Raw genomic sequence first — 12636 nt, 5'->3', positions numbered from 1 at the left:
TTCCTGTCGGGGTAGGATTGATCCTCTCCTCCTTCGTGTTGACCGGCGTCTATGTCTTTCGCGCCAACGGCGAGTTTGATGAACTGAACCAGAAGATCCTCAAAGGGGTGCAATCATGAAAGGCAAGTTGCTGCTGTTGACCTCACTGGCCTCCTCTCCCCTGCTGGCGGCCGATGCAATCTCTGGCGCCGTGGAGCGTCAGCCCCTTAATGTCGCCGCCATCGTGATGTTTCTGGTGTTTGTGGCCGCTACCCTGTTCATCACCTACTGGGCCTCCAAGCGCAACCGCTCGGCTTCCGACTACTATGCGGCCGGTGGCCGTATCACCGGCTTCCAGAACGGTCTGGCCATCGCCGGTGACTATATGTCCGCCGCCTCCTTCCTCGGGATCTCCGCGCTGGTCTACACCTCCGGCTACGATGGCCTGATTTACTCCATAGGTTTTCTGGTGGGCTGGCCCATCATTCTGTTCCTGATCGCCGAACGGCTGCGCAACCTCGGCAAATACACCTTTGCCGATGTCGCCTCCTATCGTCTCAAGCAGACTGAAGTGCGTACCCTCTCCGCCTGTGGTTCGCTGGTGGTGGTCGCCCTCTATCTGATCGCCCAGATGGTCGGTGCCGGCAAACTGATCGAGCTGCTGTTTGGCCTGCAATACCATGTGGCCGTGGTGCTGGTCGGTATCCTGATGGTGCTCTACGTGCTGTTTGGCGGCATGCTGGCCACCACCTGGGTGCAGATCATCAAGGCAGTGATGCTGCTCTCCGGTGCTAGCTTTATGGCCATCATGGTGATGAAGTCAGTCAACTTCGACATCGGCGCCCTGTTTAGCGAAGCGGTCAAAGTGCACGAGAAAGGCTCCGCCATCATGAGCCCGGGCGGGCTGGTCTCCGACCCCATCTCCGCCATCTCGCTCGGTCTGGCATTGATGTTCGGTACCGCCGGCCTGCCCCACATCCTGATGCGCTTCTTCACTGTGAGCGATGCCAAAGAGGCACGTAAATCGGTGTTCTACGCCACTGGCTTTATCGGTTACTTCTACATTCTCACCTTCATCATCGGTTTTGGCGCCATCCTGCTGGTCAGCACCAATCCGGCCTTCAAGGATGCCACCGGCGCCCTGCTGGGCGGCACCAACATGGCAGCCGTCCACCTGGCTGATGCAGTGGGTGGAAGTCTGTTCCTCGGCTTCATCTCTGCCGTGGCATTTGCCACCATTCTGGCGGTAGTCGCCGGATTGACCCTGGCCGGTGCCTCTGCGGTCTCCCATGACCTCTATGCCAGCGTGTTGAAGAAGGGCAAGGCTAACGAGACCGATGAACTGCGTGTCTCCAAGATGACGACTCTGGTGCTGGGCGTAGTTGCCATTGGTCTGGGGATCCTGTTCGAGAAGCAGAACATCGCCTTCATGGTGGGTCTGGCTTTCTCCATCGCCGCCAGCTGCAACTTCCCGGTGCTGTTCCTCTCCATGTTCTGGTCACGCCTGACCACCCGTGGCGCCGTATACGGTGGCTGGCTGGGGCTGGTGAGCGCAGTAACCCTGATGATCCTGGGCCCGACCGTGTGGGTGAAAGTGTTGGGCCATGCCCAGGCCATCTTCCCCTACGAATACCCTGCCCTCTTCTCTATGGGGTTGGCCTTCGTCGGGATCTGGTTCTTCTCCATCACCGACAGCTCCCAGAACGCCGCCGACGAACACGCCAAGTTCCTGCCGCAGTTCGTTCGCTCCCAAACCGGGCTGGGTGCCTCTGGCGCCACCTCCCACTGATGAGTCAATCACTCTACCAAGCCGGCCTCGTGCCGGCTTTTTTTATTGCCCATCAATCGGCTGCACGTCCCGCTTGCCCCGATCAAGATCACACTTCTCGCTAAAACTTTCGGGGGATCTGTGCCATAATGCGCGCCATTTGACAGACCAATCGGGACACATACCTTGTTAAGTAGCAACAACATCACCATGCAGTTCGGCGCCAAGCCGCTGTTTGAGAACATCAACGTCAAGTTTGGCGGCGGCAACCGCTATGGCCTTATCGGCGCCAACGGCTGTGGCAAGTCCACCTTTATGAAGATCCTCGGCGGTGATCTGGAGCCCACTGGCGGTAATGTGAGCCTGGACGTCAACGAGCGTATCGGTAAGCTGCGTCAGGATCAGTTCGCCTACGAAGATATGCGCGTACTGGACGTGGTCATGATGGGTCACACCGAGCTGTGGGCGGCCATCGCCGAGCGCGATGCCATCTACGCTAACCTCGAAGCGACCGACGACGACTACATGAAGGCCGCCGAGCTGGAAGGTCTGGTCGCCGAGTATGACGGCTATACCGCCGAATCTCGCGCAGGTGAACTGCTGCTGGGTGCCGGTATTCCCATCGAGCAGCACAACGGTCCGATGAGCGAAGTGGCCCCGGGCTGGAAACTGCGGGTGCTGCTGGCCCAGGCGCTCTTCTCCAACCCCGATATCCTGCTGCTGGACGAACCGACCAACAACCTGGATATCAACACCATTCGCTGGCTGGAGCAGGTGCTCAACGAACGTGAAAGCACCATGATCATCATCTCTCACGACCGTCACTTCCTGAACTCCGTCTGTACCCACATGGCGGATCTGGACTACGGCGAGCTGCGCGTCTACCCGGGCAACTACGATGACTACATGCTGGCCGCCACTCAGGCGCGCGAGCGTCTGCTGGCAGACAACGCCAAGAAGAAGGCCCAGATCGCCGATCTGCAATCCTTCGTCTCCCGTTTCAGTGCCAACGCCTCCAAGTCCAGCCAGGCGACCTCCCGCCTCAAGCAGATCGACAAGATCAAGATTGAGGAAGTGAAGGTATCCAGCCGTCAGAACCCCTTCATCCGCTTCGAGCAGGAGAAGAAGCTCTACCGCAACATTCTGGAGATCGAAGGCCTGTCCAAAGGTTATGGCGAGGCGCCCCTGTTCAAGGGCCTCAACATGATGCTGGAAGTGGGTGAGAAGGTCGCCATTCTGGGTACCAACGGTATCGGTAAATCGACCCTGATCAAGACGCTGGTCGGGGATCTGGCACCGGATACCGGTACCATCAAGTGGTCCGAAAACGCCCAGATCGGTTACTACGCTCAGGATCACGCCGAAGATTTCGATACCGACCTCAACGTGTTCGACTGGATGGCCCAGTGGAAACAGGATAACGAAGACGAGCAGGCTGTGCGCTCCGTATTGGGCCGTCTACTCTTCTCCCAGGACGACATCAAGAAGCCGGTCAAGGTACTCTCCGGTGGTGAACAGGGCCGCATGCTGTTCGGCAAGCTGATGATGCAGCGCCCCAACATCCTGATCATGGATGAGCCGACCAACCACCTGGACATGGAATCTATCGAATCCTTGAACCTGGCACTCGAGATGTACAAGGGCACCCTGATCTTCGTCTCCCACGACCGCGAATTCGTCTCCTCTCTGGCGACCCGCATTCTGGAGCTGAGCGAAGATGGTATCCGCGACTTCGGCGGCACCTACGAGGATTACCTGCGCACCCAGGGCGTGGTATAACCCCGCTCCTGCGCAAGTGCGCAATGCAAAACTGGCACTCAGGTGCCGGTTTTTTTATATCCCGTTTTTAGACGACTGAGATGGCGTATAACCGCGGTGTGAATACACGCCACAGAACAGAGCACAGAGCACAGAGCACAGAGCACAGAGCACAGAGCTTGAGTCTCCCCCCTCTTGCCCACAGATAAAAAGACGGCTCCATCACGGAGCCGTTTTCAATGGATTGCGCAGTGCCGATTACTCGACGGTTGCTTCCACACTGGTGAAGTACTCGATCTTGGCAGCTTTGCGCAGCTCGTCGATCAGAGACTTGTAATCCACCTGGGCTTTGCCCTGACCCAGCTGAGCTTGCAGCATGGCGGCCATGCCGGATGCGGCGGCAGGGACGTTGACCTTGTCCAGCGCAACTACAACGCGGTCACCATTGGTCTCGGCAACCAGAGCCACGCTCGGCTTGCCGTCGACCGGATGAGGCAGTGTGAACGCTTGGGCAATCAGGTTCTGATCCAACTCGCGATCGAAGCGGGCAACCCCTTTGTGGGTCTCCACTTTCAGACCGAGTGCAGTCAGATCGGCTGTGATGCTCTCACCGACTTTCAGCTTGTCCAGCAGGCCCTGGGCCTTGCCACGGGCCACTTCGCTAGCCTTGTCATGCTTGATGGCGGCAATCACCTGCTCTTTCACCTCTGCCAGCGGCTTGACCGCTTTGGGCTTGTGACCAGTGATGTGCAGCACCAGCGCCTTGCCGTCAGCCAGCTCGATCACGTCGGAGTTGGTGTTGTCATCGCGCAGCTGTTCGGAAAATGCCACGGAGAGCACCTTGGGATCGTTCAGCGGAGCCGGAGCAGTCGCCTGGGTGAAGAAATCGGAAGATTGAACCTTCATCCCCATGGCATCAGCGGTCAGATCCAGCGAGTCCGGGTTTTCGAAGCTGTTGTCAGCCATCTTCTGCTGCTCGGCGAAGAACTTCTCCTTGGCCTTGTCAGCTTGCAGACGAGTAATGGTCTCTTCTTTCACATCGGCAAACGGCTTGGTCTGTGCTGCTTCAACCCCCAGCAGCTTGATGATGTGGAAACCGAACGGGCTCTTCACCACGCCGGAGAGATCGCCAGCCTTGTTCAGGGCAAACGCGGCTTTCTCGAAGGCCGGATCCATCACCCCTTTCTCGAACCAGTCCAGCTCGCCGCCTTTTTTGGCAGAGAAGGTATCGGAAGAGTCAGCCTTGGCCAGCGCAGCGAAATCATCGCCCGCCTTGGCTTTGGCCAGCACGGCTTCAGCTTTCTGCTCGGCCGCTTTCTCGTCCTTGCCAAACGGGATCAGGATGTGAGCCACGTGGCGACGCTCGGCACGCTGGAACAGATCTTGGTGCTGATCGTAGTAATCCTGGGCATCCTGCTCGGTGACCTTGATATCCTTGGCGAGGTTGGCAGCGTCCAGCAGCAGATAGTCAACCTTGACCTGCTCGTCGTTCATGAAACGGGCGCCATTGGTCTTGTAGTACTGCTCCAGCTCGTTGTCGGAGACCTGAACGTCAGCCATGTAGTTGGCAGCAGCCAGACGCACCAGACGCAGATCGCGAGTCTGGTTGTAGAGCTTGTCGAGCTGCTCCGCTTCACCCTTGAGGGAGAATTCGGTACCCAGCAGAGCGCTCATCAACTGTTGACGCACCATGTCCTGACGCAGGGAGTCACGGAACATTTCAGGAGTCATGCCGGCACGACGGATCAGCTGCAGATAGCGGTCATTGTTGAACTTGCCGTTCTCGGCAAATTCCGGCATGGCCACGATGGCTTGCTTGATCTGTTCATCGCTGATACGCAGACCCAGTTCACGGGCCTTGCTGTCCAGCAGCGCCTGATCGATCAGCCGATCCAGCACTCCACGGCGGAACTGTTTCATGTAATCGGGGTTCGCGGCCAACTGGCTGAATGCCTCTCCCATCTGGGATTCCATGCGGGCGCGCTCGTTACGGTAGGCATTTTCCAGTGCCGCAGCACTGATCTCGGTGCCATTGACGGTGGCGGGGGCGGTACGGGCCGGGCCGTTCAGGTAACTACCTACACCAGCCAAGGCAAAGGAGAGGATGATCAGGCCCAAGATAACCTTGGCTACCTTGCCCTGCGCCCCTTCGCGTAGTTTATCCAACATCATGTTTGTACTTATGCTCCCGAACTCGATGGGCGTAAACAATAAAAAGGCGCACCGATTGCGATGCGCCTTGGTCAATCAGTATGAGAGAAGACTCTCTAACTTGTCTGGTCTGCGACCAAGGACGGTAGCCGACGGATATCAGCGACCGACTTAGTTAACAGCGTCTTTCAGGGCCTTACCGGCTTTGAAGGCAGGAACTTTACCAGCAGCGATTTCGATGGTCGCGCCAGTCTGCGGGTTACGGCCTGAACGGGCAGCACGCTCGCGTACAGCGAAAGTACCGAAACCAACCAGAGCAACCTGGTCACCCTCTTTCAGCGCTTCACCAACAGCATCAATGAAGGCATCCAACGCACGGCCAGCGGCAGCTTTGGAGATATCAGCACCGTCTGCAATCTTGTCAATCAGTTGAGATTTATTCACTCTTATATTCCCCTTTTATCAAACACCGCTGCGGCGCTGATTTCCCTGGCCACAACAAGTGGAGGTTTTATAGCAAGCCTCCTGATCAGTTGCAAGTGACAATCTGGCGCAAACCCGCGCCACACAACGCATTGCGACTCATCACGAGTACCCGATCGGTGGTCAAGGCTACTTCCGTTATCGGGCGCATGCAAGCCTTAACCACCCGCCGAATGCGCCAAATTTGCGGCGCATCAACATTTACACGACAGAAACGCGCTCAAACCCCTGTGGATTGTCCTGCAACGCCAATTCCAGCACCTCGTCAATCCAGCGAACCGGATAAATTTCAAGGTCTTGTTTGACGTTTGCCGGGATCTCCTCAAGGTCACGCTCGTTCTCTTTCGGAATAAGCACTCGCTTGATGCCGCCACGGTGGGCTGCCAGCAACTTCTCCTTGAGACCACCGATGGGCAGCACTTCGCCGCGCAAGGTGATCTCCCCTGTCATCGCCACATCAGCACGAACCGGATTACCGGTCAAGCTGGAGACCAGGGCAGTACACATGGCGATACCGGCGCTCGGACCATCTTTCGGGGTAGCCCCTTCCGGTACGTGCACGTGGATATCGCGCTTCTCGTAGAAGTCGGCGTTGATGCGCAGCTTCTCGGCACGGGCCCGTACGACCGTCATGGCCGCCTGGATGGACTCCTGCATCACGTCACCGAGAGAACCGGTATAAGTGAGCTTGCCCTTGCCCGGCATGTTGGTGGTCTCGATGGTGAGCAGATCGCCCCCCACTTCGGTCCACGCCAGACCACACACCTGACCCACCTGGTTCTGGTCGGTGGCCTTGCCGTAATCGAAACGCTGCACCCCGAGGAACTCCTTGAGGTTCTCCTGATTGACCTGAACGTGCTTGATACTCTTGTCCAGCAGGATACGCTTGACCGCCTTGCGACAAATCTTGGAGATCTCGCGCTCCAGACTCCGCACACCCGCCTCACGGGTGTAGTAGCGGATCACTCCGACCAGGGCAGAATCTTCGATGGTGATCTCGAACTCTTTCAAGCCGTTGCGCTGGATCTGCTTGGCAACCAGATGCTGCTTGGCAATGTTGAGCTTCTCATCTTCGGTGTAACCGGAGAGACGGATCACTTCCATCCGGTCCAGCAAGGGGCCCGGGATGTTCATGGAGTTGGAGGTAGCCACGAACATCACGTCCGACAGGTCATAATCCACTTCCAGGTAGTGATCGTTGAAGCTGTTGTTCTGTTCCGGATCCAGCACTTCCAGCAAGGCGGATGCGGGATCGCCACGCATGTCCGAGCTCATCTTGTCGATCTCGTCGAGCAGGAACAGCGGGTTCTTCACGCCGACTTTCGCCATCTTCTGGATGAGCTTGCCGGGCATGGAACCGATATAGGTACGGCGGTGACCGCGGATCTCCGCTTCGTCACGCACCCCACCCAGGGCCATCCGCACATATTTGCGGCCTGTCGCCTTGGCGATGGATTGGCCCAGCGAGGTCTTGCCTACACCGGGAGGCCCAACCAGACAGAGGATAGGGCCCTTGAGCTTGTTCACCCGTGCCTGTACCGCCAGATATTCGAGGATGCGATCCTTGACCTTCTCGAGGCCATAGTGATCGGCATCCAGCACCTCTTGCGCCTTGCCAAGGTCTTTCTTGACCTTGGAGCGCGCCTTCCACGGCACCTGTACCATCCAGTCCACATAGCTGCGAACCACGGTAGCCTCGGCGGACATTGGAGACATCATCTTCAGCTTGGCAAGCTCGGCCTGGGCCTTTTCACGGGCATCTTCCGGCATGCCAGCCTCTTCAATCTTGCGATTGAGGGCTTCAAATTCATCCGGGCTATCTTCCAGTTCACCCAGCTCTTTCTGGATGGCCTTCATCTGCTCGTTGAGGTAATACTCGCGCTGGCTCTTTTCCATCTGCTTCTTGACGCGAGTACGGATGCGCTTCTCGACCTGCAGCAGGTCAATCTCCGACTCCATCATCGCCATCAGGAATTCGATGCGCTCGGAGACCGAGACGATCTCCAGCACCTTCTGCTTGTCTTCCAGCTTGAGCGGCATGTGGGCCGCCATGGTGTCAGCCAGACGCGCAGCATCGTCGATCGCCGAGATCGAGGTCAGTACCTCAGGCGGGATCTTCTTGTTGAGCTTGATATAGCCTTCAAACTGGCCGATGGCGGAGCGAACCAGTACTTCCTGATCCTTCTCCTCAATGGCTTGGGAGGGGATGTACTGGGCCTCGCAGACAAAGAAATCCTTGTCGTCGATCATCCGCTCCAGGCGGGCACGCTGCCCCCCCTCTACCAGCACCTTGACGGTGCCGTCCGGCAGCTTGAGCATCTGCAGAATATTGGCCACTGTCCCGACGGTGAAGATCTCCTCCACCGTTGGCTCATCGGTTGACGCATCCTTCTGGGCCACCAGCAGAACTTTCTTGTCCTGCTCCATGGCCGCTTCCAGACAGCGAATGGATTTTTCCCGCCCCACAAAGAGTGGAATGACCATGTGGGGATAAACCACCACGTCACGAAGAGGCAGGACGGGAATCTCGATGCGTTCTGAACGCTCTAGGTTCATATATGTCCTCTCGGCTTGTTATACCGTTGGCAAAGCGCTTGGCTGAGTATATGGGGGCGCTGAGATGAGATTCAATCGCCGAAACCGTAAAAAGCATGAAAGGGGCAAAAAGCCCCTTCCATTTGATTAAAAATCAGACATTTACTCTGATGCAGCAGCCTGAGTCTCGGGATTCTCGTAGATCATCAAGGGCGCAGAGTCCCCTTTGATCACGGTCTCGTCGATCACCACCTTGCTGACCCCTTCCAGAGAAGGCAGGTCATACATGGTATCCAGCAGCACGGCTTCCACAATGGAACGCAGACCACGAGCACCGGTTTTACGCTCCATCGCCTTGCGGGCAATGGCGTTGAGCGCATCGTCACGAAACTCCAGTTCAACCCCTTCCAGATCGAACAACGCAGCGTACTGTTTGGTCAGCGCGTTTTTCGGCTCTTTCAGGATCTGGATAAGGGCAGACTCGTCCAGCTCGGTCAGGGTCGCGACCACCGGCAGACGGCCGATGAACTCGGGGATCAGACCATACTTGATCAGATCTTCCGGCTCTACCTTGGCGAAGGTCTCGCTCAGGGTGGCCTTGGCATCCTTGGATTTCACCTCGGCGCCAAAACCGATACCGGTTCCCTTCACGGAACGCTGCTCGATCACCTTGTCCAGACCAGCAAAGGCACCGCCACAGATGAAGAGGATCTTGGAGGTATCAACCTGCAAGAACTCCTGCTGCGGATGCTTGCGACCACCTTGCGGCGGCACGGAAGCGATGGTCCCTTCGATCAGCTTGAGCAGTGCCTGCTGTACCCCTTCCCCGGAGACATCGCGGGTGATGGAGGGGTTGTCCGACTTGCGGGAGATCTTGTCGATCTCGTCGATATAGACGATGCCACGCTGGGCCTTCTCTACGTCGTAGTCGCACTTTTGCAGCAGCTTCTGGATGATGTTCTCCACGTCCTCGCCCACATAACCGGCTTCGGTCAGGGTGGTCGCATCGGCCATGGTGAACGGCACATCCAGCAGACGAGCCAGAGTCTCGGCCAGCAGGGTTTTACCGCTACCGGTCGGGCCAATCAGCAGGATGTTGGATTTGCCGAGCTCCACACCACTGTTTTCGCCGCTGTTGCGCAGACGCTTGTAGTGGTTGTAGACGGCAACGGCCAACACCTTCTTGGCGTACTCCTGCCCTATCACATAGTCATCGAGATGAGCGCGGATCTGATGAGGGGTCGGCAGCTCGTTACCATCGCGCTTGGGCGAGATCTCGCGGATCTCTTCGCGGATGATGTCGTTGCACAGCTCGACGCACTCATCACATATGTAGACGGAAGGGCCAGCGATCAGCTTGCGCACTTCATGCTGGCTTTTGCCGCAAAAAGAGCAGTAGAGCAGCTTATCACCCTCACCCTTGCGTTTCTCTGTCATTCAGCAACCTCGTTTTATCAATAGAGGATGGATCGGCCTGTTGAGTTTACAACAGACCGGGACACCCTGCTCAGCTACGCTGGCTCAGGACACCGTCAACCAGACCATAGGCCACGGCCTGCTCGGCGGACATGAAGTTGTCACGATCGGTGTCACGCTCGATGGTAGCCATGTCCTGACCGGTGTGGAACGCCAGGCGCTCGTTCAGGGTATTTTTGATCTTCAGGATCTCCTGGGCGTGGATCTGGATATCAGATGCCTGACCCTGGAAGCCACCCAGCGGCTGGTGGATCATCACACGGGCGTTAGGCAGGCAGAAACGCTTGCCCTTGGCGCCACCGGCCAGCAGGAAGGCCCCCATGGAGCAGGCCTGCCCCATGCAGACGGTGCTGACATCCGGCTTGATGAACTGCATGGTGTCGTAGATGGACATGCCCGCAGTCACCGAACCACCCGGCGAGTTGATGTAGATATAGATGTCCTTGTCCGGATTCTCGGACTCGAGGAACAGCAGCTGGGCAACCACCAGATTGGCCATGTGATCTTCAACCTGACCAGTCAGGAAGATCACCCGCTCTTTCAGCAGACGGGAGTAAATATCGTAGGAACGTTCACCCTTGGCAGTCTGTTCGACCACAATGGGGACCAGCGCATTGCTGGGAGAATCGGTCATATCGTTATAGTTCTTGTACATAAGGCATTGTCCCTAAAATAAAATGGCCCGAGTGGAGATCACACGAGCCATTATACTTAACAGTCTTGACCTTAAGTCAAATGTTCTTAGGCAGCGGCGCCAGACTTGTTGATCACGTCGTCAAAGGCAACTTCTTTTTCGGTCACTTGCGCTTTGGACAGGATCAGGTCGATAGCTTGATCTTCTACTGCCAGGTTACGAACGCCGTTCAGCATCTGTTCGTTCTTCTGGTAGTACTCGATCACTTCCTTCGGATCTTCGTAGGCAGTCGCCATGGACTCGATGATGCTGGTTACGCGGGCATCGTCAGCCTTGATCTCGTTGGTACGAATCACGTCACCCAGCAGCAGGCCTACGCGTACACGACGCTCGGCTTGAGCCTGGAACAGTTCAGCCGGCAGCTCGGGAGCGTTGCCGCCCTGGAAGCCACCGAAGCGCTGCAGAGCCTGCTGACGCAGTGCGTCGATCTCTTGAGCAACAGCTGCTTTCGGCAGGTCGATTTGGTTGGCTTCAACCAGACCGTTCAGAACCTGCTCTTTCACGCTGTTTTTCAGGGCTTGAGCCAGTTCGCGCTCCATGTTCTTGCGCACTTCGGCTTTCAGCTCTTCAACAGAACCGCTTTCGATACCGAAACGCTTCACGAACTCTTCGGTCAGCTCAGGCAGGATCTGCTCTTCAACCTTGATCAGCTTGGAAGCGAACTTGGCCTCTTTGCCTTTCAGGTTTTCAGCGTGGTAGTCAGCCGGGAAGGTCACTTCGATGGTGAACTCGTCGCCCGCTTTCTTGCCCAGGATGGCGTCTTCGAAGCCCGGGATCATGCGGCCAGCGCCCAGCACCAGGTTGAAGCCTTCAGCTTTGCCGCCGTCGAACTCTTCACCGTCGATGGAACCGACGAAGTCCATGGTCACACGCATGCCATTGGCAGCGGCAACATCGGCATCAGCCCAGGTAGCGTGCTGCTTGCGCAGGGTGTCGATCATGTTGGCCAGATCTTCATCCTTCACGGTAGCAACCGGCTTCTCGACCTTGATGGTCTCGAGACCTGCAACTTCGAACTCCGGATACACTTCGAAAGTGGCGGTGAATTCGAAATCCTGACCTTCTTTGATCTCTTTCGGATCCATGGTCGGGGCACCGGCCGGGCTCAGTTTGTTTTCGATGATGGCTTTGATGAAGTTGCTCTGCATCATTTCATCAGCAACGCGGGCGTGAGCCATGGCGCCGAACATCTTCTTGATGATGGCAACCGGAGCCTTGCCAGGACGGAAACCGTCGATGCGACGAGTTTTGGCCAGGCCATTCAATTCTTTACGCACAGCGGCGTCTACGGTAGCGGCCGGTACAGTGATGGTAAGACGGCGTTCCAGACCCTGGGTTGTCTCTACAGAAACTTGCATTCTTCTACCTCGTTCAACTCAGCACTGTGTGCTGACCCTTTATTGCCCCTGGGCAAAGCCCGGAGTCTTCCTGTTTATAAAGACAACGATATGTCTTTGTGATGAGAAAATATGACGCGGCATTATAGCGGCGCACTTTGGTCGAGTCGAGCCACACATCCCCCACATTGAGCGGCGTGCAAGCACAATTCGTGCAAAACTGCCCTTTATATGGGGAGAGAGGAGCCCGACTTCAACTATCCGATGGCAATAATTTTGCGTTTGTTCACCTTTTTTCATCCGAACGCCGCTTTATTACCCATCTTTCGCCGAAAAACAGCCCACCGTTGCGGGCGGCGACTCAATTTGACCAGCCAAATGGCGATTGGACCAATCAACCATTGCGTCCCTACCCCTCCCTCGTTATGGTGACAACCAAATTGATGATCTGGAGT

The 12636-nt window shown here is 56.8% G+C and carries 9 protein-coding genes; 3 read left to right on the top strand and 6 right to left on the bottom strand.

The window, feature by feature from the left end; genetic code table 11:
* The 3 genes from DBR30_RS22050 to DBR30_RS10750 all read left to right on the top strand — a co-directional run.
* Positions 1–119 (top strand): DUF485 domain-containing protein (locus DBR30_RS22050; RefSeq protein WP_258224392.1); only part of this gene is annotated, 119 nt, incomplete at its 5' end.
* On the top strand, positions 116–1768 hold the full coding sequence (locus DBR30_RS10755; RefSeq protein WP_108541797.1) for a cation acetate symporter: 1653 nt from the start codon (positions 116–118) through the stop codon (positions 1766–1768). The genes DBR30_RS22050 and DBR30_RS10755, both read left to right, overlap by 4 nt.
* 165 nt (positions 1769–1933) lie before the next feature.
* Positions 1934–3526, top strand: coding sequence for an ABC-F family ATPase (locus tag DBR30_RS10750; RefSeq protein WP_005336974.1), 1593 nt, complete (start codon positions 1934–1936; stop codon positions 3524–3526).
* 237 nt (positions 3527–3763) lie between these two features.
* Here the strand turns inward: DBR30_RS10750 and ppiD are convergent, their stop codons facing one another.
* The 6 genes from ppiD to tig all read right to left on the bottom strand — a co-directional run bounded on the left by ppiD (position 3764) and on the right by tig (position 12202).
* Positions 3764–5677: a peptidylprolyl isomerase gene (gene ppiD, locus DBR30_RS10745; protein WP_181363544.1), complete on the bottom strand. Its 1914-nt coding sequence runs from the start codon at positions 5675–5677 to the stop codon at positions 3764–3766.
* 150 nt (positions 5678–5827) lie between these two features.
* Positions 5828–6100 (bottom strand): nucleoid-associated protein HU-beta, encoded by a 273-nt coding sequence (gene hupB / locus DBR30_RS10740; protein WP_005315375.1) that lies wholly within the window; start codon positions 6098–6100, stop codon positions 5828–5830.
* Between the two features lie 240 nt (positions 6101–6340).
* A complete protein-coding gene (gene lon, locus DBR30_RS10735) occupies positions 6341–8695 on the bottom strand; it encodes an endopeptidase La (RefSeq protein ID WP_108539565.1) in 2355 nt (784 codons plus the stop codon).
* Positions 8696–8836: 141 nt separating this feature from the next.
* The gene (gene clpX, locus DBR30_RS10730; RefSeq protein ID WP_005336977.1) at positions 8837–10111 is read right to left on the bottom strand and encodes an ATP-dependent protease ATP-binding subunit ClpX; all 1275 of its coding nucleotides are present in this window, start codon (positions 10109–10111) and stop codon (positions 8837–8839) included.
* 70 nt (positions 10112–10181) lie between these two features.
* Positions 10182–10805, bottom strand: coding sequence for an ATP-dependent Clp endopeptidase proteolytic subunit ClpP (gene clpP / locus DBR30_RS10725; RefSeq protein ID WP_005336979.1), 624 nt, complete (start codon positions 10803–10805; stop codon positions 10182–10184).
* 86 nt (positions 10806–10891) lie between these two features.
* Entirely contained in the window at positions 10892–12202 is a 1311-nt protein-coding gene (tig, locus tag DBR30_RS10720) for a trigger factor (protein ID WP_108539568.1), read from the bottom strand.
* Positions 12203–12636 lie beyond the last annotated feature (434 nt).

The sequence above is a fragment of the Aeromonas sp. HMWF017 genome, from assembly GCF_003061465.1.
Classification (GTDB): domain Bacteria; phylum Pseudomonadota; class Gammaproteobacteria; order Enterobacterales; family Aeromonadaceae; genus Aeromonas; species Aeromonas veronii.
This window is presented reverse-complemented; position numbering and strand designations above follow the sequence as displayed.

Coding starts and splice junctions, on each gene's coding strand:
- tig (WP_108539568.1), bottom strand. CDS start 12,202: ATGCAAGTTTCTGTAGAGACAACCCAGGGTCTGGAACGCCGTCTTACC.
- clpP (WP_005336979.1), bottom strand. CDS start 10,805: ATGTACAAGAACTATAACGATATGACCGATTCTCCCAGCAATGCGCTG.
- ppiD (WP_181363544.1), bottom strand. CDS start 5,677: ATGATGTTGGATAAACTACGCGAAGGGGCGCAGGGCAAGGTAGCCAAG.
- DBR30_RS10755 (WP_108541797.1), top strand. CDS start 116: ATGAAAGGCAAGTTGCTGCTGTTGACCTCACTGGCCTCCTCTCCCCTG.
- lon (WP_108539565.1), bottom strand. CDS start 8,695: ATGAACCTAGAGCGTTCAGAACGCATCGAGATTCCCGTCCTGCCTCTT.
- clpX (WP_005336977.1), bottom strand. CDS start 10,111: ATGACAGAGAAACGCAAGGGTGAGGGTGATAAGCTGCTCTACTGCTCT.